At 70.2% G+C, this 20,208-nt stretch carries 20 protein-coding genes; 14 read left to right on the plus strand and 6 right to left on the minus strand.

The genetic code is table 11. The features are described from left to right. Nucleotides 1–127 precede the first annotated feature (127 nt). Nucleotides 128–1,300 carry a GAF domain-containing protein gene (locus ASH02_RS17615; RefSeq protein WP_057295400.1) on the minus strand — a complete coding sequence of 391 codons (1,173 nt, stop codon included), beginning with the start codon at nt 1,298–1,300 and terminating at the stop codon, nt 128–130. Between the two features lie 143 nt (nt 1,301–1,443). Between ASH02_RS17615 and ASH02_RS17620 the strand changes: the two genes are divergently transcribed. Next, nucleotides 1,444–3,267, plus strand: a complete 1,824-nt coding sequence (locus ASH02_RS17620) for a flavin-containing monooxygenase (protein ID WP_056678703.1) — start codon at nt 1,444–1,446, stop codon at nt 3,265–3,267. Nucleotides 3,268–3,356: 89 nt separating this feature from the next. On the opposite strand, the gene lpdA is transcribed toward ASH02_RS17620, so the two are convergent. After that, nucleotides 3,357–4,766, minus strand: a complete 1,410-nt coding sequence (gene lpdA / locus ASH02_RS17625; protein WP_056678707.1) for a dihydrolipoyl dehydrogenase — start codon at nt 4,764–4,766, stop codon at nt 3,357–3,359. 104 nt (nt 4,767–4,870) lie between these two features. On the opposite strand from lpdA, the gene ASH02_RS17630 reads away from it, so the two are divergent. After that, nucleotides 4,871–5,323 (plus strand): gamma-glutamylcyclotransferase, encoded by a 453-nt coding sequence (locus tag ASH02_RS17630; RefSeq protein ID WP_056678711.1) that lies wholly within the window; start codon nt 4,871–4,873, stop codon nt 5,321–5,323. 22 nt (nt 5,324–5,345) lie between these two features. Here the strand turns inward: ASH02_RS17630 and ASH02_RS17635 are convergent, their stop codons facing one another. Next, nucleotides 5,346–6,104: an alpha/beta hydrolase family protein gene (locus ASH02_RS17635; RefSeq protein WP_056678714.1), complete on the minus strand. Its 759-nt coding sequence runs from the start codon at nt 6,102–6,104 to the stop codon at nt 5,346–5,348. A gap of 109 nt (nt 6,105–6,213) precedes the next feature. Between ASH02_RS17635 and ASH02_RS17640 the strand changes: the two genes are divergently transcribed. From ASH02_RS17640 to ASH02_RS17665, 6 genes are read left to right on the plus strand one after another with little or no spacing between them, the layout of a single operon-like run. Next, complete coding sequence (locus tag ASH02_RS17640) at nt 6,214–7,017, plus strand: purine-nucleoside phosphorylase (RefSeq protein WP_156388834.1); 804 nt, start codon at nt 6,214–6,216, stop codon at nt 7,015–7,017. Between the two features lie 13 nt (nt 7,018–7,030). Then, nucleotides 7,031–7,828 (plus strand): NAD-dependent epimerase/dehydratase family protein, encoded by a 798-nt coding sequence (locus ASH02_RS17645; RefSeq protein ID WP_057295188.1) that lies wholly within the window; start codon nt 7,031–7,033, stop codon nt 7,826–7,828. 31 nt (nt 7,829–7,859) lie between these two features. Then, entirely contained in the window at nt 7,860–8,861 is a 1,002-nt protein-coding gene (locus ASH02_RS17650) for an aldo/keto reductase (protein ID WP_057295189.1), read from the plus strand. Nucleotides 8,862–8,876: 15 nt separating this feature from the next. Next, the gene (locus ASH02_RS17655) at nt 8,877–9,383 is read left to right on the plus strand and encodes a mycothiol transferase (RefSeq protein WP_056678723.1); all 507 of its coding nucleotides are present in this window, start codon (nt 8,877–8,879) and stop codon (nt 9,381–9,383) included. Beyond that, complete coding sequence (locus tag ASH02_RS17660; RefSeq protein WP_156393534.1) at nt 9,383–9,853, plus strand: VOC family protein; 471 nt, start codon at nt 9,383–9,385, stop codon at nt 9,851–9,853. Before ASH02_RS17655 ends, ASH02_RS17660 begins: the two co-directional genes overlap by 1 nt. Nucleotides 9,854–9,877: 24 nt before the next feature. After that, a complete protein-coding gene (locus ASH02_RS17665) occupies nt 9,878–10,660 on the plus strand; it encodes an alpha/beta hydrolase (RefSeq protein WP_056678725.1) in 783 nt (260 codons plus the stop codon). On the opposite strand, the gene ASH02_RS17670 is transcribed toward ASH02_RS17665, so the two are convergent. Continuing rightward, complete coding sequence (locus tag ASH02_RS17670; RefSeq protein WP_235532525.1) at nt 10,644–11,105, minus strand: SRPBCC family protein; 462 nt, start codon at nt 11,103–11,105, stop codon at nt 10,644–10,646. The two genes, ASH02_RS17665 and ASH02_RS17670, sit on opposite strands and share 17 nt — an antisense overlap. A gap of 43 nt (nt 11,106–11,148) precedes the next feature. Then, complete coding sequence (locus tag ASH02_RS17675) at nt 11,149–12,444, minus strand: RNA-guided endonuclease InsQ/TnpB family protein (protein WP_056678727.1); 1,296 nt, start codon at nt 12,442–12,444, stop codon at nt 11,149–11,151. 367 nt (nt 12,445–12,811) lie between these two features. Here ASH02_RS17675 and ASH02_RS17680 point away from each other — a divergent pair, with 367 nt between their 5' ends. From ASH02_RS17680 to ASH02_RS17690, 3 genes are read left to right on the plus strand one after another with little or no spacing between them, the layout of a single operon-like run. Further along, nucleotides 12,812–13,624: a crotonase/enoyl-CoA hydratase family protein gene (locus tag ASH02_RS17680; protein ID WP_056678731.1), complete on the plus strand. Its 813-nt coding sequence runs from the start codon at nt 12,812–12,814 to the stop codon at nt 13,622–13,624. A 6-nt stretch (nt 13,625–13,630) separates the two neighbouring features. After that, complete coding sequence (locus ASH02_RS17685) at nt 13,631–14,434, plus strand: alpha/beta fold hydrolase (RefSeq protein ID WP_056678734.1); 804 nt, start codon at nt 13,631–13,633, stop codon at nt 14,432–14,434. Nucleotides 14,435–14,473: 39 nt separating this feature from the next. Further along, nucleotides 14,474–16,180, plus strand: coding sequence for a phospho-sugar mutase (locus ASH02_RS17690; protein WP_057295190.1), 1,707 nt, complete (start codon nt 14,474–14,476; stop codon nt 16,178–16,180). Between the two features lie 75 nt (nt 16,181–16,255). Here ASH02_RS17690 and ASH02_RS17695 read toward each other — a convergent pair whose 3' ends face one another. Beyond that, entirely contained in the window at nt 16,256–16,804 is a 549-nt protein-coding gene (locus ASH02_RS17695; protein ID WP_056678740.1) for a hypothetical protein, read from the minus strand. Nucleotides 16,805–16,857: 53 nt separating this feature from the next. On the opposite strand from ASH02_RS17695, the gene deoC reads away from it, so the two are divergent. From deoC to ASH02_RS17710, 3 genes are read left to right on the plus strand one after another with little or no spacing between them, the layout of a single operon-like run. After that, on the plus strand, nt 16,858–17,838 hold the full coding sequence (gene deoC / locus ASH02_RS17700; protein ID WP_057295191.1) for a deoxyribose-phosphate aldolase: 981 nt from the start codon (nt 16,858–16,860) through the stop codon (nt 17,836–17,838). Nucleotides 17,839–17,845: 7 nt separating this feature from the next. Continuing rightward, nucleotides 17,846–19,324 (plus strand): aldehyde dehydrogenase family protein, encoded by a 1,479-nt coding sequence (locus ASH02_RS17705; RefSeq protein WP_056892124.1) that lies wholly within the window; start codon nt 17,846–17,848, stop codon nt 19,322–19,324. Continuing rightward, on the plus strand, nt 19,324–20,193 hold the full coding sequence (locus ASH02_RS17710; RefSeq protein WP_056678749.1) for an aldehyde dehydrogenase family protein: 870 nt from the start codon (nt 19,324–19,326) through the stop codon (nt 20,191–20,193). The genes ASH02_RS17705 and ASH02_RS17710 overlap by 1 nt, the downstream gene beginning before the upstream one ends. Nucleotides 20,194–20,208 lie beyond the last annotated feature (15 nt).

Genomic DNA, 20,208 nt, shown 5'->3' on the forward strand with positions numbered 1-20,208 from the left:
TATGTCGATGCGCCGACACCGCCGACGGTGGTTGAGGAGTGAGGGGTCTCGCAGGCGGAGGGTGCCTGGTTGCGAGACGGCGCTGGCGCGCCTCCTCAACCAGCGGGTGTCTCAGCGAGCGGGTGTCTCAGCGAGCGGGGAGGACGGTGAGTTCGACCCCGTCGCCGAGCCGGTAGGGACTGGTGGCCAGGAGGGCGCCGAGCGCCCGTCGCATGCGGGAGATCTCGGCCCGCACGGTCACCTGGTGGTCGCTGTCGCCGTAGAGGCGCTGGCTCAACGCGCCGGCCGTGACACCCGAGGGGCCGGCGGCAGCCAGTGCGGACAGCACCTCGGCGTGCCGGGGCGACAGCGTGACCCGCCACGGCGAGTCGGGCCCGCGCACCTCGAGCACGGCGGGCGTCGTGCGCAGGTCGAGGGTGGCGGTGAGGACGCTCTCGCTGGCCCGCGCACGGATCAGCCACCCACCACGCAGCCGCTCGGGCAGGCACAGCCCGAGGCCCGGCACTGCCACCACACGATCGGCCCGGGGGGCCTCGACCCGGTTCTGCACGGCGACGCCCTGGTGGGCGGCGACCCAGCCGTGGTCGTCGACGACGAGCAGCGGGCTGCTGACACCGGAGAGCAACGGCTCGACCGAGCGACGGAGCTGCGTCAGCCGCTCCTCGTGGTGCCGCCACAGCCGGGCCTCGGCGAGCCGCACGGACGCGGTCACCAGCGCCTCGATCGCCGGGTGCAGGGTGAGTGCGGGGCCGCTGACGTCGACGATGCCGAGCAGCGAGCCGTCGATCGGGTCATGGATCGGGGACGCCGAGCAGTACCACGGCACCTGGGCGTTCTCGAAGTGCTCGGCCGAGAACAGCTGCACGGGCGCCGCCTCGGCCAGCGCGGTGCCGATCGCGTTCGTGCCGACGGCGCTCTCTGTCCAGGTCGCGCCCTCGGCAAAGCCGAGTACGTCGGCCTTGCGCCTGACCCGGGACGACCCGGAGCGCCAGAGGACCACGCCGTCGGCGTCGGTGACCACGACGAGGTAGTTCGACGCGTCGGCGGCACTGAGCAGGAGCTCGCGGATCTCGTCGATCACCAGCGACAGCCGGGAGTCGCGACGCCGGTCGTCGACGGCGGAGGGCGGCAGGGGTTCGCGTCCGTTGCGTCCGTCGGGATCGATGCCCAGGCTCAGCATGCGCTCCCAGGACCGCGCCACCACGGCGCGCGGGCGTTCGGGCGGGGCGGTGCCGGAGAGCACCGCGTCGTGGATCCGAACCAGGTCGCGGGCCCGCAGCGCGAGGTCGTGCGTGGCCATGAGTCCCACCATAGGTGCATGTTGTGACCGCGGCCACAGCCATCCACGGCGACGATCCCCGTTGCAACACTCTGCAACCCTGTCGCCGCCGCCCCTCCTTCCTGTGTGCTGCATCACATGCACCACCTACGAAGGAGCCCGCAATGACACAGACACTCGAACCCGACACCACGACGACCCAGAGCCCCGAGGAGCGGGTGGCCGGATGGTTCGCCGATCTCGAGGCGGCACTGCAGGCGGGTGACGCGACAGCAGCCGCCGGCCTGTTCGCCACCGAGTCCTACTGGCGCGACCTGATCGCCTTCGGCTGGAACCTCACCACCTCCGAGGGGCGGGACCAGATCGCCGAACTGGTCTCGAGCACCTCGGCCGGTGCCCGTGGCTTCGCCGCCGAGGAGCCCCCGACCGAGGCCGACGGCGTGACCACCGCGTGGTTCACCTTCGAGACGGCGGTCGGTCGCGGGCGCGGCCTGCTCCGTCTGGTCGACGAGGACGGACCGAAGGCCTACACGTTCCTGACCACGCTCTACGAGCTCAAGGGCCACGAGGAGCCCCGTGGCATCGGCCGGCCGATGGGCGCCGAGCACGGCGCCACCAAGGACCGCATCACGTGGGCCGAGAAGCGCCGCCAGGAGGACGAGTCGCTCGGCACCACCACCCAGCCCTACGTGCTCGTCATCGGCGGCGGTCAGGGCGGCATCGCCCTCGGTGCGCGGCTGCGGCAGCTCGACGTACCGGCGCTGGTGATCGACAAGTACGAGCGCCCCGGCGACCAGTGGCGCAGCCGCTACAAGTCGCTGTGCCTGCACGACCCGGTCTGGTACGACCACCTGCCCTACCTGAAGTTCCCCGACAACTGGCCGGTCTTCGCGCCCAAGGACAAGGTCGCCGACTGGCTCGAGTCCTACACCAAGGTGATGGAGGTGCCCTACTGGTCGAGCACCGAGGCCCGCGATGCGTCGTACGACGAGAGCACCGGCGAGTGGACGGTGACCGTGGTGCGCGACGGTGAGCCCTTGACGCTGCGTCCCAAGCACCTCGTGCTGGCCACCGGCATGAGCGGCAAGCCGAACGTGCCGGTCTTCCCCGGCGCCGACATCTTCGCCGGCGAGCAGCACCACTCCTCGAAGCACCCCGGCCCGGACGCCTACACCGGCAAGAAGGTCGTCGTGATCGGCAGCAACAACTCGGCCTTCGACATCTGCGGGGCGCTGTGGGAGCACGACGCCGACGTCACGATGGTGCAGCGGTCCTCGACGCACATCGTCAAGAGCGACACCCTCATGGACATCGGGCTCGGCGACCTCTATTCCGAGAAGGCACTGGCAGCGGGCGTCACCACCGAGAAGGCGGACCTGATCTTCGCCTCGCTCCCCTACCGGATCATGCACCAGTTCCAGATCCCGCTCTACGACCAGATGCGCGAGAAGGACAAGGACTTCTACGACCGCATGGAGAAGGCCGGCTTCGACCTCGACTGGGGTGACGACGGCTCCGGCCTGTTCCTGAAGTACCTGCGCCGCGGCTCCGGCTACTACATCGACGTGGGTGCCGCCGAGCTGGTCGCCGACGGGCAGGTGAAGCTGGCGCACGGCAACGTCGACCACCTCACCGAGACCTCGGTGGTGCTCGAGGACGGCACCGAGCTCGAGGCCGACCTGGTCGTCTACGCGACCGGCTACGGCTCGATGAACGGCTGGGCCGCCGACCTGATCAGCCAGGAGGTCGCCGACAAGGTCGGCAAGGTCTGGGGCCTGGGCTCCGACACGACCAAGGACCCCGGGCCCTGGGAGGGCGAGCAGCGCAACATGTGGAAGCCGACGCAGCAGGAGAACCTCTGGTTCCACGGCGGCAACCTGCACCAGTCACGGCACTACTCGCTCTACCTCGCGCTGCAGCTGAAGGCGCGGCAGGTCGGCATCGACACCCCGGTGCACAAGCTTCAGGACGTGCACCACACCAGCTGACCGGCTGGGTCGAACGGGGCCCGGCAAGCGCAGAACCCCGCCTCGCCGAGCGAGACGGGGTTCTGCGTGCTGAGTGCTGCGGGCGTCCGTCAGAAGTTGATCATGTGGCCCGCGATGCCGTGCACGGCTTCCTTGACCGCCTCGGACAGCGTCGGGTGCGCGAAGACGTTGCGCGCCACCTCGTCGGCGGTGAGGTCCCACTTCTGGGCCAGGGTCAGCACCGGCAGCATCTCGGTGACGTCGGGCCCGATCATGTGGGCGCCGAGGATCTCGTTGTGCTCGGCGTCGGCCACGATCTTCACGAAGCCGACCGGCTCGCCGAGGCCCTGGGCCTTGCCGTTGGCGCTGAACGGGAACGTCGCCGTCTTGACGTCGTACCCCTTCTCCTTGGCCTGTGCCTCGGAGTAGCCGAAGGAACCGATCTGGGGCTGGCAGTACGTCGCCCGCGGGATCATGTCGAAGTCGATCTCGATGGTCTCGGCGCCGGCGATGGTCTCGACCGCGACGATGCCCATCGCCTCGGCGGCGTGGGCCAGCATCATCTTGCCGGTGACGTCACCGATCGCGTAGACACCGGGGACGTTGGTGCGGCCGCGCTCGTCGACCGCGATCGCACCGCGCTCGGTGAGCTGCACGCCCACCGTCTCGAGGCCGTAGCCCTCGACGGTCGGGGCGAACCCGAACGCGGCCAGCATCTTGTCGGCCTCGATGACCTGCGAGTCCCCGCCTGCGGCCGGGCTGACCGTGACTCGAACGCCCGAGCCGGTGTCCTCGACCTTCTCCACCTTGGTCGAGAGCAGCACGTTCACGCCGAGCTTCTTGTAGTGCTTGAGCAGCTCCTTGGAGACGTCGGCGTCCTCGGTGGGCACCATGCGGTCGAGGAACTCCACGATCGTCACGTCGACGCCGAAGTTCTTCATCACGTAGGCGAACTCGACGCCGATCGCACCCGAGCCGCCGATCACGATCGACTTGGGGAGGGTCTCGTCGAGGATCTGCTCCTCGTAGGTGACGACGTTCTGGCTGACCTCGATGCCGGGCAGCATGCGCACCTTCGCGCCGGCGGCGATGATCAGGTTGTCGCAGGTGTACGTCGTGGCGTTGCCGTCGGCGTCCTTGACCTCGACCGTCTGCTTGCCGTCGACGGCACCGGTCAGCGTGCCGCGACCGTTGATCTCGGTGATCTTGTTCTTCTTCATCAGGAAGTGGACGCCCTTGACGATGCCCGCCGACACCTGGCGCGAGCGCTTGTGCGTCGGGCCGAAGGACATCGTGGCGTCGCCCTCGATGCCGTACTTCGCCTTCTCGTGGTTGAGCGTGTGCGCGAGCTCCGCGTTCTTCAGGAGCGCCTTGGAGGGGATGCAGCCGACGTTGAGGCACACCCCGCCCCAGTACTTCTCTTCGATGACGGCAGCGGTCTGGCCGAGCTGGGCTGCGCGGATCGCCGCGACGTAGCCACCAGGACCGGCACCAAGGACAAGGACGTTGAAGTGGGTCACGGGTGCCAGACTATCCGCCCGCGCCAGCGTGTCGAGCGGGGCGTCCGCCCTCTGCCGGGGCGTGGGTCCGCGGCCGTGTGCGGCGTACCGCTAACCTGCAGGGCGTGACGCTCTACGCCGCCTACGGGACGAACCTCGATCCCGCCCGCATGAGCGAACGCTGCCCGCACTCGATCCTGCAGACCACCGGCTGGCTCGAGGGCTGGCGGTTGACCTTCGGGGGCGAGGAGCACGGCTGGGACGGCGCCCTGAGCACGATCGTCCAGGACCATTTCGAGCGGGTCTTCGTGGCGGTCTACGACCTGACGCCCGAGGACGAGGTCGCACTCGACGGCTGGGAGGGCGCCGACACCGGGCTCTACCGCAAGACCAAGGTGCGGGTCGCCACGCTCACCGGCGAGCTGGTGGTCTGGGCCTACGTGCTCGACGCCTACGAGGGTGGCCTGCCCTCGGCGTACACCCTCGGTGTGCTGTCCGACGCGGCCGAGGCCGCCGGGGCTCCCGACGACTACGTCGCCGCGCTGCGCGCCCGGGCCTGCCGGTCGACCGGCCTCTGAACGCCGCCGCCGACAGCCCAGCTCACATCGCGAGGTACTGGTCGCACCAGGCACCGATGATCCGCGCGGCCCGACGCGCCTGGCCCTTCGCGGTGAGCAGGTGGTCGGACCCCTCGAGCGACACGAAGCTGCGCGGGTGGCGCGCGGTCCGGAAGATCTCGCTGGCGTTCTCGATGCCGACCGTGTTGTCGGTCGGTGAGTGCAGCACCAGCAGGGGCATCTTCAGGGTGCGGATCTTCTCGCGCAGGTCGGCGGTGCGTACGTCGTGGACGAAGTCGCGTTTGAGGGTCAGCGCCTTGCCGCCCAGCCGGACCGGCGCCTCACCCTCCTCGAGCACCCGGGCCAGCACCGCGTCGTAGTGGTGCTCGACGTGCGTCGTCTCGACCGGTGCTCCGATGCTGGCCACACAGCGCACCCCGTCGGCCTCGCGCGCAGCGGCGATCACCGCGGCGCCGCCCCATGAGTGTCCGACCAGCAGCTCCACCTCGCCGACACGCTCACGCAGGAAGGCCACGGCACGCACCGTGTCGGAGACCTTCACCGAGAACGACCCGTCTCCCCAGTCGCCCTCGCTGTCGCCGAGACCGAGGTTGTCGAAGCGCAGCATGCCGACGCCCTCACTGGCCAGCTGCTTGCAGATGCGTGACGCGGCCGGGCAGTCCTTGCCGAGCGTGAAGCCGTGGGAGAACACGCCCCACCCGCGTACGTCGCCCTCCGGTGGGTCTATGAGTCCCGCCAGGCGGGCACCGGTCACGCTCTCGAAGGACACCTTCTCGGCCATGGGCGCCAGCCTAGAGGTCCCTCGTGCCGGACGGCGCCGTGCTGGGTCCGGGTGAGCCCCCGGATGTCTGTCGGCGGGCGTGTCACCCGGCGGCAGGTTCGTGGTTAGAGTGCCTGTCGTGACTGAATCCAACGCGCTGGCCGCCGAGGCCGCGGACAAGCTCGCCGAACTCACCGGCGTCGCGAAGCACGACATCGCCCTGGTCCTCGGATCGGGCTGGCTGCCCGCCGTCGACGCCCTCGGCGAGGCCACCGCCGAGATCGCCACCACCGACCTGCCCGGCTTCTCCGCAGCCGCGGTCGCCGGCCACTCCGGCAAGATCCGCAGCATCCGGTCGGGCGACCGCAACCTGCTCGTCTTCCTGAGCCGCACCCACTTCTACGAGGGCAAGGGCGTCGCCGCCGTCGTCCACCCCGTGCGTACGGCGGCCGCCGCCGGGTGCCGCGCGATCGTCCTGACCAACGGGTGCGGTGGGCTCAAGGAGACGTGGCAGCCCGGCCAGCCGGTGCTGATCCGTGACCACATCAACCTGACCGCCACCTCCCCGATCGAGGGCGCCAACTTCGTCGACCTCACCGACCTCTACAGCCAGCGGCTGCGCACCATGTGCCAGCAGGTCGACGCAACCCTCGACGAAGGCGTCTACGTCCAGTTCCCCGGCCCGCACTACGAGACCCCCGCCGAGATCGGCATGGTGCGGGCGATCGGTGGCGACCTGGTCGGCATGAGCACGACGCTCGAGGCCATCGCCGCCCGCGAGGCCGGCATGGAGGTGCTCGGGATCAGCCTGGTCACCAACCTCGCCGCCGGCATCACGGGTGAGCCGCTCAACCACGAAGAGGTGCTCGAGGCCGGCAAGGCGGCGGCCACCCGCATGGGCGGGCTGCTCGGCAAGATCGTCCCGGGCATCTGATGGGCCGCCTCTGATGCGCGTCCTCGTCACCGGCGCCGCCGGCAGCATCGGGCAGGTCGTCACCCTGGGGCTCCTCGACCGCGGCCACGAGGTGATCGGCCTCGACCGGATGCCCGCCCCTGACGGCTTCGAGGGCGTCTGGCACACCGCCGACTGCGCCGATGCCGACGCCGTGCTCGACGCCTTCGCGGCCCAGCCCGTCGAGGGCGTCGTACACCTGGCCGGGCACCCCGACGAGGCCAGCCTGCCCGACTCGCTGACCTCCCACGTGGTCACGACTGCGGCGCTGCTCGACGCGATGGTCGCCCACCAGGTCCGGCGCATGGTCTACGCCTCCTCCAACCATGCCGTGGGCCGCACCCCGCGACGCGACCTGGTCTCCGACGACGCGCTGCCCCGGCCCGACACGTTCTACGGCGTCGGCAAGGTGGCCGCCGAGGCCCTGCTCGCGTTGTACGTCGACCGCTACGACCTCGACGCCGTGGCCTGCCGCATCGGTTCGTTCCTGCCGGAGCCGTCGACCACGCGACACCTCTCCACCTGGCTCTCGCACGACGACGGGGTGCGCATGATCGAGGCGGCGCTGACCGCCACGGCACCCGGGTTCGCGGTGCTCTACGGCATCTCGGCCAACACCCGCGCCTGGTGGGACCTCGCGCCCGGCCGGGCCCTGGGCTACGAGCCGCAGGACGACGCCGAGCGCTGGGCGGCACGCATCCCGAGCCGACCGGAGGACGACGCCGAGGCCGCCCACGTCGGGGGCCCGTTCGCCCTCGAGCAGTTCTACCGGCCGGCGCTCGACCGCAGGTGACGGTCTTGGGTCCGAGTAGTTGACTGGGGCCATGACCCTTCCAGAACTTGCCACGCGGACCCTCGGCACGAGTGACCCGCTGACCGTCTCCACCCTCGGCCTCGGCTGCATGGGAATGTCGGAGTTCTACGGCCGCACCGACCAGTCGCAGGGCATCGCCACGATCCATCGCGCGCTCGACCTCGGCGTCACCTTCCTCGACACGGCCGACATGTACGGCCCGTTCGTCAACGAGCACCTCGTCGGTCAGGCGATCCGCGACCGGCGTGACGACGTACAGCTCGCCACGAAGTTCGGCAACCAGCGCAACCCCGACGGCTCGTGGGTGCGCATCAACGGCACCCCCGAATACGTGGTCGAGGCCTGCCACGCGTCGCTGCACCGCCTGGGCGTCGACCACATCGACCTCTACTACCAGCACCGGGTCGACCCGACCGTCCCGATCGAGGAGACCGTCGGTGCGATGGCCGAGCTCGTCGCGGCCGGCAAGGTGCGCCACCTCGGGCTCTCCGAGGCCGCGGCCGACACCATCCGTCGCGCCCACGCGGTGCACCCGATCACCGCCCTGCAGAGCGAGTACTCCCTCTTCACCCGCGACGTCGAGGACGAGATCCTGCCGACGCTGCGCGAGCTCGGCATCGGGCTGGTCCCCTACTCTCCTCTTGGCCGCGGCATTCTGACCGGTGCGATCACTGCTGCCAGCCTCGAGGCCGGCGACTCCCGCAAGGAGGGCCGCTTCCCGCGCTTCGAGGGAGAGGCACTGCAGAGCAATCTGGCCCTGGTCGAGCGGGTCGTCGAGATTGCCACCCGGCTCGAGGTGACCCCGGGCCAGCTCGCCCTCGCGTGGGTGCTGGCGCAGGGCGACGACGTGGTCCCGATCCCCGGCACCAAGCGGATCCCCTACCTCGAGGAGAACGTCGGCGCCGCGGCCATCACGCTGACCGACGACGACCTCGCCGCACTGTCCGAGGCCGTGCCGCGCGACGCCGTGGCCGGTGACCGGTACGTCGACATGAGCAGCGTCAACCGATGACCCGATGAGGAGACCATGAACACCGCAGCCCTGCTGATCGATGCCTTCACCCGCTCCCGTGACGGCGGCCTGGCCGTCGTCGACGGACTCACCGAGGAGCAGCTCGCGCACCGCGTCGGTCCCGACGCGAACTCGATCGCGTGGCTGCTCTGGCACCTCACCCGCGTGCAGGACGACCACGTCGCCGACGTCGCCGGACTCGAGCAGGTGTGGACCGCCCAGGACTTCGTGACCCGCTTCGCCCTGCCCTTCCCGGCGGAGGACACCGGCTACGGCCACACGTCGGAGCAGGTCGCGTCGGTGCGTGCCGACGCCGACCTGCTGTCGTCGTACCTCTCGGCCGTGCACGCGCAGACCACGGCGTACGTCGAGGGGCTCGGCGACGACGACCTCGACCGTGTCGTCGACACCCGGTGGGACCCGCCGGTGACGCTCGGCGTCCGTCTGGTCAGCGTGCTCGACGACGACGCCCAGCACATCGGGCAGGCGGCGTTCGTCCGTGGACTGGTGCAGGCACCCTGATGGTGGCCTGGCAGCTGACCATCGACGCCAACGACCCCGCCCGGTTGGTGAAGTTCTGGGCTCCCCTGCTGGGCTACGAGGTGCAGCCACCGCCGGCGGGTTTTGACACCTGGAACGACTACTACCGCTCGCTCGGTGTGCCCGAGCACGAGCTGGACACCGACGGGGACGGCAGCGACCGGATCTTCGACCCGAACGGCGAAGGACCGACGATCTGGTTCCAGATCGTGCCCGAGCACAAGTCCGGGAAGAACCGGCTGCACCTCGACCTCTTCCCCACCGGCCGCGACCGGTCGCTCCCGATGGAGGAACGCGTGCGCCTCGTGGATGCCAAGGTCGCCGAGGTGGTGGCGGCCGGCGCCACCGTGCTGCGCCGCAATCCGGCCGACTTCCCCGAGGGCGAGACCCTCGAGGGCTTCTACGCGGTGACGCTGGGCGATCCGGAGGGCAACGAGTTCTGCGTGGCGTGAGTCCGGCGGGTTAGCCTGTCGGGCATGCGCCTGACCGTCCCGGCCCTGCTGGCTGCGCTCCTGCTGCTCCTGACCGGCTGCGGTGGCGACGAGTCCGACGACGGCGCCGACCCGACGACCACGGCGCTGCCGCCGACGCCCACCGGCGTCGCGGGCCGGTGCAACTCCGACGTGACCGGCCTCGAGGAGCTCACCCTCGAGGCCCGCGACGGTTCCACGGTCTCGGCGGCCACCCTCGGCACCGGCACGACGGCCGCGGTGTTCGTGCACCAGACCAACGGCCAGGGCCTGTGCGGCTGGCTGCCGTACGCCGAGCAGGCGGCGAAGAGCGGCGTGCGCGTGATCCTCGTCGACGTGTGCGGCTACGGATCCTCCGAGTGCACCGACCGGTTCAAGGCCGACGTGGCGCAGCAGCTCGGACTCGCCGTCGACCGGGCCCGCAAGGACGGCGCCACCCGGGTCACCCTGGTCGGCGCCTCGATGGGCGGCGCCATGGTGGCCGGTGCCGGCCAGCAGGCCGGGGCCGACGCCCTGGTCGACGTCTCCGGCCCGTTCGAGTGGATCGACGTGCCCTCGGTGACCGCGGCCGCGCGCAGCATCACCGTGCCGTTCCTGGTGATCGCCTCGATGGGCGACACCGCGATCCATCCGGCCGAGCTGCGCCGGGCCGTGCAGCTGTCGCCGGCCGAGCAGAAGCGCTTCATCGAGTCGCCCGACGGGCACGGCTACGACACCCTGCTCAACCTCGACGGCTCCCCCACCAGGGCCGGTCGCGCCGTGATCGACTGGATCAGGGCGCCGTCGTAGACCCGGCCAGGCGTCGTACGGCGGAGGCCATCATCCGCTCGTGGTTCCAGACCAGCAGCGGGCGCACGACGTACGCCACCAGGCCGAGCAGGCGTCCCGACACCACGACCTCCTGCTCGAACGAGAGGCGGGTGGCCCCGTCACCCGCGTCGTCGAGGCGCCAACGCACCCACCCGACCAGGTCGCCGTCGATCGAGGTCTCGAGCAGGTCGGCCCGACGGTGCACGGCGTGCAGGTGCAGCTCGAGGTCGTAGGGCAGCCTGGAACGCACCACGACCAGCGCGTCGTCGGGCCCGAGGCTGGCCACCGCCCGCACCTCGGGCCACCAGTCGGGGTAGTGCTCGAGGTCCTCGAGCAGCCGGTGCAGCTCGGCGCGTGGGCGCGGCACGACCCAGTCGCCGTCGAACCGGAAGCTCCTGCCGGCGGCGGGTGGGTCGGGGATCACTTGACATCCTCCCCGGGCTGATATCCGGGGATTCCAGGACGATTCATGCCGCGTCCTGGGTCGCTGGGATCGCTCCCTGGTCTGGTTCCTGCGGTCGTGCTGGTGCAGGCGAGCCCCCGGTGTCCCCGGGTTGTGATGCGAGTGCGCGCGCCAAGATGTTGATGGCGGCGTTGGTATCGGCGTGCGCTTGATGTCCGCAGGCTTCGCACTCGAATACCGCTTGGCTCTCGCGGTTCCCGGGTGCGCAGTGCCCGCAGGCGGCGCACGTACGACTGGTGTTCTTCGGATCCACGCGCACCACGTGGCCTTCGGGCATCTTCTGTTCGACCCGGGTCAGGAGCTTCCCCCAGCAGGAGGCAAGGATCGCCATGTTGAGCGCAGCCTTCGCGCGGGCACCGTTGGGTAGGAACACACCCGGCTCATCGGGGTCTGGTTTCGGTTTCGCGCGGCGGACCATATTCGACACCCGCAGGTCTTCCACCGCGATCAGGTCGTACGTGGATGCAAGTTCGGTGGTGGTCTTCTCCACCCAGTTCATGCGCCTGTCCTCCAGACGGCGGCGCAGCACCGCGAGTTGGTCCAGGGTCCCATTCCGGCTCCGGCATTCCCTCAACTTTCGCCCGGCCTTCTTCGCGGCAGTCGTCTGCCGTGCCAGCCGCTGCTCCAAAGCGAGGAACCGTGCCTGCTCGCCCTCGGTGAGAGCCGGAGCCTGGGCCATCTTTCCTTCGCTGGTGGCGAGGGTGTTCTTCACACCCCGGTCTATGCCGACCACACAACCCGTCCCGGCGGCGATCTTGTCGGCGGGTGGGGTGGTGAAGGAGATGTGCCAGCGCCCGTTGCGGTGGGTGATCCTCGCGGATGTCGCGGCCTCGATCTCGGCCCACAGCCGACTGACCTTGAACCGGACGAGCCCGACCTTGGGGACCGTGACAACCCCCCACTTCCGGTTCAGACGGCGCACGGTGAGGTCGCGGACGACGAACGAGCCCTCGCGGTCGGCGCGACGCTTGAACCGGGGGTACGCAGCCCTGCCTGCGAAGAAGTTGGCGAACGCTCGGTCGAGGTCCCGCAGCGCGGCCTGTTGGACACTGGAGGACCCTACCCGCAGCCAGTCCAACTCAGCACGGAGTTGAGCAAGTTCACGCATCTGCGTGGTGGTGGTGACCCGAACCGCGTCCAGTGGTCCCAGTTCGGGGTGGGTGCCCCGGTTGTGCCGATCCCGGGACCACATGGAGCGTTGCTCAAGACCGATGTTGAACACAAACCGGGCGTGATGACAGTGCTCCACCAACCCCGACGCCTGCCCGGTGTCGGGGTAGAGCCGCTGCCGAATACTCACGACACCAACGCTATGCGAGAGGACCGACAGCCTTGGTGAAGACACAGGCGGACTGCCGACGTTCCGACACCCGGTATCGCTGCTAAGCCCCACCCGGTCTTAGCAGACCCTCTACCGCAGGTGTCGTCAACAACGCCATGCTGTACCACTGCGAGGACACCCTCCGGGGGTCTGCGACGTCCTCGGAGCGAAGTTGGTCGGGTCCACCGGCGAACCTGACCACGTGCACCTGCTCGCCCGATCCGCCCGCGTTAACAACCCGCGAACTCGTGCGCCGCTTGAACGGTGCGACTGTCCGTCGCCCAGTGCGTTGCCCACGCTGCCCTCCACATGACGAACTCTCGGTGATTGCCATTAGCCTGAGAGCATGTCTGACTCCACGACCGGCCTCGTCACCTGCTCCGTCTCCGGCGGCGTCGCGCACGTCAAGCTGAACCGCCCCGACAAGCTCAACGCACTCACCCTGCAGACGCTCGACGAGCTGATCGGGACCGCCCGTGAGCTGCGCCGCGACCGCACCCTGCGCGCCGTGATCGTCTCCGGCACCGGCGACTCCTTCTGCGCCGGCCTCGACTTCGCGTCGGTGCTGAAGAAGCCGACCGGCGTGCTGCGTGCGTTCGTGCCGAACCCGTTCCTGGGCACCAACAAGTTCCAGGAGGCCTGCTGGGCCTGGCGCAGGCTGCCGGTGCCGGTGATCGCCGCGGTGCACGGCCACTGCTACGGCGGCGGCATCCAGATCGCCCTGGCCGCCGACTTCCGGATCGCCGCCCCCGACTCGCAGTGGTCGGTCCTCGAGGGCCGGTGGGGGCTGATCCCCGACATGTCCGGCGTCCGCTCGCTCTCCGAGGTGGTCGGTGTCGACACCGCCAAGAAGCTGACCATGACCGCCCAGATGCTCTCGGGCAAGGAGGCCCACGACCTCGGCCTGGTCACCGACCTGGCCGCCGACCCGGTCGCCGCCGCCGAGGACTTCGCGCGCGAGCTCGCCACCCGGTCGCCCGACGCGCTGGCCGCCGCCAAGCGGCTCTTCAACCGTGCCTCGACCGACAGCGCCCGGCGTACGTTCGCCCGCGAGCGGATCGAGCAGGCCTTCCTGCTGGCGACCGCCAACACCGCCAAGGCGCGCGAAGCCGCGTTCAAGAAGGTGGCGCCGGTCTTCGGCCCCCGCGGACGCCGCTGACCTGCCATGTCGCACGAGGGCGGCTGGGCATTCGTCGAACGACCCGATGCCCTCGTCTGGTTCCACGACACCGCGTCCGAGCTGCCCGTCGTGATCCTGCTGCACGGCCTGGCCGGGCACGCCCTCGAGTGGGCGGGCACGATCGAGGCGCTGGCGAGCAGGTTCCGGGTGGTCTCGATCGAGCAGCGCGGCCACGGCAGCAGCACCCGTCGTCCCGACGACGTGTCCCGCGAGGCGTACGTCGCCGACGTGGTGGCCGTCATCGAGGAGCTCGAGACGGACGACGTGTTCCTCATCGGCCACTCGCTGGGCGCGCACACCGCGATGCTGGTCGCCGCCCGGCACCCGAGGCTGGTCGGCCGGCTGGTGATGCTCGAGGGTGGGCTCGGTGGCGAGGGCCCCGAGAGCGTCGACGCGGTGCACGAATGGCTGGCCGGTTGGCCGGCGCCCTTCATCGACAGCGACGACTTCGTGCAGTTCTTCGGCGGCAACCCGGTCGTCGGCCGGGCCTGGGCCGAGGGCCTGGAGGAGCGCGACGACGGCCTCTGGCCCCAGTGGGACGCCGACACGCTCACCGCGGCACTGGCCCCGGTCGCGGAACGTGAGTACGTCGAGGAGTGGGCCGCGGTCACCGCACCCACGCTGCTGGTCCGCGGCGAGAACGGCATGATCCCGGGCGACCAGTTCGACCGCATGCTGATGGCCCGCCCCGAGACCCGACTGGTCACCGTGCCCCACGCCGGCCACGACGTGCACCTCGAGCAGCCGACGGCCTGGCTGGCCGCGCTCGAGGAGTTCCTCGTCGGCTGACGCGCTGACCACTGGGACGAATGCCCTAATGTCGCCCCCATGAGCGAACAGCTGCTGGAGCAGGCCCGGGCATGGGCCGCCGAGGATCCTGACGACGCGACCCGGGCCGAGCTGGAGCAGGTGATCGCGGCCGCCTCGTCGGGCGACGTCGCAGCCTCCGCCGACCTCGCCGACCGGTTCTCCGGCACCCTCGAGTTCGGCACCGCCGGCCTGCGCGGCGCACTCGGCGCCGGCCCCAACCGGATGAACCGGGTCGTGGTGATCCGTGCCGCGGCCGGGTTGGCGGCGTACCTCAATGCGAACGGCGCCGGGCCCGACGACGCGGTCGTGATCGGGTACGACGCCCGCCACAACTCCGACGTCTTCGCCCGCGACACCGCCGAGGTGATGACCGGTGCCGGGCTGCGCGCGTTGCTGCTGCCCGGCCAGCTGCCCACTCCCCTGCTCGCCTACGCGATCCGCGAGCTCGGCTGCGTGGCCGGCGTGATGGTCACCGCCAGCCACAACCCGCCGCAGGACAACGGCTACAAGGTCTACCTCGGTGACGGCAGCCAGATCGTGCCGCCGGCCGACGTCGAGATCGCCGCGCAGATCGCCGCCGTCGGCGCGCTGGGCGACGTCCCTCGTGGAACGCCGGGTGAGCAGCTCGACGGCACGATCCAGACCGACTACCTCGCCCAGGTCGGCCGCGTGGTCGACGACGCGACCGACCATGACCGGGCCGACCTCAGGCTGGTCTACACGCCGCTGCACGGCGTCGGCAACAGCTCGGTGCTGCGGGTGCTGGAGGCGGCCGGGTTCGCGGCGCCGTCCGTGGTCAGCGAGCAGCAGGATCCCGACCCCGAGTTCTCCACGGTCGCGTTCCCGAACCCCGAGGAGCCCGGCGCGATGGACCTCGCGATGGCCCTGGCCCACGAGGTCGACGCCGACCTCGTGGTCGCCAACGACCCCGACGCCGACCGGTGTGCCGCCGCCGTGTCCGGCCCGCACGGCTGGCGGATGCTGCGCGGCGACGAGGTGGGCGCACTGCTCGGCGACCACCTGCTCCGCTCCGGCAAGCAGGGCGTCTACGCGGCGTCCATCGTGTCGTCGTCGCTGCTCGGCAAGCTGGCCGCCGCGGCCGGCCAGGAGTACGTCGAGACGCTGACCGGCTTCAAGTGGATCGGCCGGCTCGAGGGGCTCGCCTTCGGCTACGAGGAGGCCCTCGGCTACTGCGTCGACCCCGCGCGCGTGAAGGACAAGGACGGCGTCTCGGCGCTCCTGCTGCTGGCCGACATCGCCGCCGAGGCGAAGGCGTCGGGCCGCACGCTGCTCGACCTGCTGGACGACATCGCTGTCCGCCACGGCCTGCACGCCACCGACCAGCTCTCGGCGCGGGTCTCCGACCTGGCCGAGATCGGCGCCGCCATGGAGCGGCTGCGTGCCACCCCGCCGACCTCGCTCGGGGGGCTGGCCGTCGAACGCTGCGACGACCTCAGCCTCGGGTCGGCGGACCTGCCGCCCACCGACGGCCTGCGCTACCTGCTCGCCGACGGGGCCCGGGTGATCGTGCGGCCGAGCGGGACCGAGCCCAAGATCAAGTGCTACCTGGAGGTCGTCGTCCCGGTGGAGACCGGCCCGGACGTGGACGCCGGCTCGGACGTGGAGACCGGCTCGGCTCGCGAGGCGGTCGACGCGGCACGCATCTCGGCGGCCGGCCGCCTCGACGCCCTGCGCAACGACATCAAGGCCGCCGCCGGCATCTGACCTGCGCGAACCGTGCATTCTTGATGCGCGAGCCTGCAGTTCTTGATGCGCGAACCGTGGGTTGTTGGTGGCGGCTCAGGTGAGGACCAGAAGTACGGCGGCGAGGACGGCGAGGCCGACGACCACGCCGATCTCGAGCCGGGCCGGCGTACGGCGGATCGGGTGCTCGGGCAGCTTCTTCGCCCGGGCGTCCTCACAGAGCTGGTTGAGCTGCTGCTCGATCAGGTCGACGTGGTCGCCGACCGGATCGGACCCGGCGCGGTCATGCTTCATCAACGCCCGACGCGAACGCCCGATCGCCGAGGTGTGGTAGGCCTTCTCGGCGGTGGCCACCACCATGAACATGCGGACAGTGACGTACTTGACCCGTACGAACGGGATCACCACGTCGGTGAACGACTGACGCAGCACCAGGTCGTCACCGCGCTGGTGGACCGACGGCCGCAGCATGATCGCCCACACGAGGGACATCACGAGAGCGACGAGAACGATCGAGGTGGCGTCTCCGAATCCGGCTCCACCGACGAAGATCAGCACGATGGCCACCACACCCACGACCATCGCGAGCCACCCGAGGATGCGCCCGTTGGTGGGCCCGAACTTGCGCACGGACTCTTCGTCCATCGATCTCTCCAAGTGATTGCTCTCCGCTACCCGTTCAACCCTATGCTGGGCGGGTGACGACCACTCCCACCACCACTGCCTCAGCGTCGAGTGCAGCCGGGAACAGCTTCTCCGACGTCACGTCGTCGGAGAGTGCGCTGCGACGGTTCCTGCACGGCCTGCCCGGAGTCGACCAGGTTGGCGCCGAAGCGCGCGCGGCCTCCCTCGGCACCCGGTCGATCAAGACCACTGCCAAGGACTACGCGATCGACCTCGCCATCAGGATGGTCGACCTGACCACCCTCGAGGGCCAGGACACCCACGGCAAGGTGCGGGCCCTGGCCAACAAGGCCATGCGACCCGACCCGGCCGACCCGACCTGCCCGCAGACCGCCGCGGTGTGCGTCTACCCCGACATGGTCGCGGTCGCCAAGGAGACGCTCGGCAACAGCGGCGTCAACGTGGCCGCGGTCGCCACCGCGTTCCCGAGCGGTCGCGCCGCCCTCGACATCAAGCTGGCCGACACCCGCGACGCGGTCGAGGCAGGCGCCGACGAGATCGACATGGTCATCGACCGTGGCGCGTTCCTCTCCGGCCGCTACCTCGAGGTGTACGACGAGATCGTGGCCGTCAAGGAAGCCTGCGGACCGGCCCACCTCAAGGTCATCTTCGAGACCGGCGAGCTGCAGACCTACGACAACGTACGACGCGCGTCGTGGCTGGCGATGATGGCCGGCGGTCACTTCATCAAGACCTCCACCGGCAAGGTGCAGCCGGCGGCCACGCTCCCCGTCACGATGATCATGCTCGAGGCGGTGCGCGACTTCCGCGAGGCCACCGGCCAGATGATCGGCGTGAAGCCCGCGGGCGGCATCCGCACCAGCAAGGACGCGATCAAGTACCTCGTGATGGTCAACGAGGTGGCCGGCCCCGACTGGCTCGACCCGGACTGGTTCCGCTTCGGCGCCTCCACGCTGCTCAACGACCTGCTGATGCAGCGCACCAAGATGACCACCGGTCGCTACTCCGGCCCCGACTACTTCACGCTGGACTGAGGCAGACATGGCAACCAAGAAGGCCACCAAGGCCCCCTCGACACAGTCGAGCCCCGTCTTCGACTACGCCCCGGCCCCCGAGTCGCGTGCGATCGTCGACATCAAGCCGTCGTACGGCCTGTTCATCAACGGCGAGTTCGTCGACGGCGGTGGCACCAGCTTCAAGACGATCAGCCCGGCCACCGAGGAGGTGCTCGCCGAGATCGCCGAGGCCGACGAGGCCGACATCGACACCGCGGTGAAGGCGGCCCGTCGCGCGCACACCCGGGTCTGGGGCCGGATGCCCGGCAAGGAGCGCGCGAAGTACCTCTACCGCATCGCGCGCATCATGCAGGAGCGCGGTCGTGAGATCGCGGTGCTCGAGTCGATCGACAACGGCAAGCCGATCAAGGAGTCCCGCGACGTCGACGTACCCGTCGCCGCGGCGCACTTCTTCTACTACGCCGGCTGGGCCGACAAGCTGGAGTACTCCGGCTACGGCACCCGGTCGCTGGGTGTCGCCGCGCAGGTCATCCCGTGGAACTTCCCGCTGCTGATGCTGGCCTGGAAGATCGCGCCCGCGCTGGCCGCCGGCAACACGGTCGTGCTCAAGCCGGCCGAGACGACGCCCCTGACCGCGCTGCTGTTCGCCGAGATCTGCCAGCAGGCAGACCTCCCGCCCGGCGTGGTCAACATCGTCACCGGCGCCGGTGACACCGGCCGCTTCCTGGTCGGTCACGACGACGTCGACAAGGTCGCGTTCACCGGCTCGACCGACGTCGGCCGCGCGATCGCCAAGGCCGTGGCCGGCACGAACAAGAAGGTCACCCTCGAGCTCGGCGGCAAGGCGGCCAACATCGTCTTCGACGACGCGCCGATCGACCAGGCCGTCGAGGGAATCGTCAACGGCATCTTCTTCAACCAGGGCCACGTCTGCTGCGCGGGCAGCCGGCTCCTCGTGCAGGAGAGCATCGCCGACGAAGTGCTCGAACGGCTCAAGAGGCGTATGGCGACGCTGCGCGTGGGCGACCCGCTCGACAAGAACACCGACGTCGGTGCGATCAACTCCGCCGAGCAGCTGGCCCGCATCAAGGAGCTGTCCGCGATCGGCGAGGAGGAAGGCGCCGGCCGCTGGTCGCCGCCGTGCGACCTGCCGAGCACCGGCTTCTGGTTCCCGCCGACACTGTTCACCGGTGTCACCCAGGCCCACCGCATCGCGCGCGAGGAGATCTTCGGCCCGGTGCTGTCGGTGCTGACCTTCCGCACCCCGGCCGAGGCGGTCGAGAAGGCCAACAACACGCCGTACGGCCTCTCCGCCGGCGTGTGGACCGACAAGGGTTCCCGCATCCTCTGGATGGCCAACCAGCTGCGCGCCGGCGTGGTGTGGGCCAACACGTTCAACAAGTTCGACCCGACCAGCCCCTTCGGTGGCTACAAGGAGTCCGGCTACGGCCGCGAAGGCGGCCGGCACGGCCTCGAGGGTTACCTGAAGGCAGAGGTCAACTGATGGCTCGCATCGACGTCCGCAAGACGTACAAGCTCTACATCGGCGGCGCGTTCCCGCGCTCGGAGTCCGGCTACTCGTACGTCGTGAACGACGCGAAGGGGAAGTTCATGGCCAACGCATCCCTGGCCTCCCGCAAGGACGCCCGCGACGCGGTCCAGGCCGCCCGCAAGGCGTTCCCGGGCTGGGCCGCGCGTACGGCGTACAACCGGGCCCAGATCGTCTACCGCATCGCCGAGGTGATGGAAGACCGTCGCCCGCAGTTCGTCGACGCCGTCCAGAGGTCCGAGGGGCGCACCGCCGCACAGGCCAACAAGGTTGTCGACGACGCCATCGACCGACTGGTCTGGTACGCCGGGTGGGCCGACAAGATCACCCAGGTCGTCGGCGGAGCGAATCCGGTCGCGGGACCGTTCTTCAACCTCTCGACCCCCGAGCCGACCGGCGTCGTGGCTGTCTTCGCTCCGCAGGAGTCCAGCCTGCTGGGCCTGGTCAGCGTCGTGGCCCCGGCCATCGTGGTCGGCAACACCGTCGTGGTGACCTCGTCCTACGAGCGGCCGTTGCCGGCGGTCACGTTCGCCGAGGTGCTGGCCACCTCCGACGTGCCGGGCGGCGTGATCAACGTGCTCACCGGCTCCGCGGCCACCACGGGTCCGTGGCTGGCCTCGCACATGGACGTCAACGCGATCGACCTCACCGGTGTGGCCGGCGACGCCGACCTGGCGAAGTCCCTCGAGGAGGCCTCGGCCGAGAACCTCAAGCGGGTACGCCGAGCGCCGTCGGCCGAGCCCGACTGGTCACTCGATCCCGGCATCGACCGGATGACCGGGGTCCTCGAGACCAAGACCGTCTGGCACCCCGTCGGCATCTGAGGCGCCGGGACTCCG

Origin of the sequence: Nocardioides sp. Soil796 (genome assembly GCF_001429525.1) — a bacterium.
Taxonomy (GTDB): domain Bacteria; phylum Actinomycetota; class Actinomycetes; order Propionibacteriales; family Nocardioidaceae; genus Nocardioides.

Excerpts from the sequence above, each read along its gene's own strand:
- ASH02_RS17665 (WP_056678725.1), top strand. The coding sequence starts at position 9,878 with ATGCGCCTGACCGTCCCGGCCCTGCTGGCTGCGCTCCTGCTGCTCCTG.
- ASH02_RS17645 (WP_057295188.1), top strand. The coding sequence starts at position 7,031 with ATGCGCGTCCTCGTCACCGGCGCCGCCGGCAGCATCGGGCAGGTCGTC.
- ASH02_RS17655 (WP_056678723.1), top strand. The coding sequence starts at position 8,877 with ATGAACACCGCAGCCCTGCTGATCGATGCCTTCACCCGCTCCCGTGAC.
- ASH02_RS17690 (WP_057295190.1), top strand. The coding sequence starts at position 14,474 with ATGAGCGAACAGCTGCTGGAGCAGGCCCGGGCATGGGCCGCCGAGGAT.
- ASH02_RS17680 (WP_056678731.1), top strand. The coding sequence starts at position 12,812 with ATGTCTGACTCCACGACCGGCCTCGTCACCTGCTCCGTCTCCGGCGGC.
- ASH02_RS17615 (WP_057295400.1), bottom strand. The coding sequence starts at position 1,300 with ATGGCCACGCACGACCTCGCGCTGCGGGCCCGCGACCTGGTTCGGATC.
- ASH02_RS17710 (WP_056678749.1), top strand. The coding sequence starts at position 19,324 with ATGGCTCGCATCGACGTCCGCAAGACGTACAAGCTCTACATCGGCGGC.
- ASH02_RS17635 (WP_056678714.1), bottom strand. The coding sequence starts at position 6,104 with ATGGCCGAGAAGGTGTCCTTCGAGAGCGTGACCGGTGCCCGCCTGGCG.
- ASH02_RS17695 (WP_056678740.1), bottom strand. The coding sequence starts at position 16,804 with ATGGACGAAGAGTCCGTGCGCAAGTTCGGGCCCACCAACGGGCGCATC.
- ASH02_RS17620 (WP_056678703.1), top strand. The coding sequence starts at position 1,444 with ATGACACAGACACTCGAACCCGACACCACGACGACCCAGAGCCCCGAG.
- ASH02_RS17685 (WP_056678734.1), top strand. The coding sequence starts at position 13,631 with ATGTCGCACGAGGGCGGCTGGGCATTCGTCGAACGACCCGATGCCCTC.
- ASH02_RS17660 (WP_156393534.1), top strand. The coding sequence starts at position 9,383 with ATGGTGGCCTGGCAGCTGACCATCGACGCCAACGACCCCGCCCGGTTG.
- ASH02_RS17650 (WP_057295189.1), top strand. The coding sequence starts at position 7,860 with ATGACCCTTCCAGAACTTGCCACGCGGACCCTCGGCACGAGTGACCCG.
- ASH02_RS17705 (WP_056892124.1), top strand. The coding sequence starts at position 17,846 with ATGGCAACCAAGAAGGCCACCAAGGCCCCCTCGACACAGTCGAGCCCC.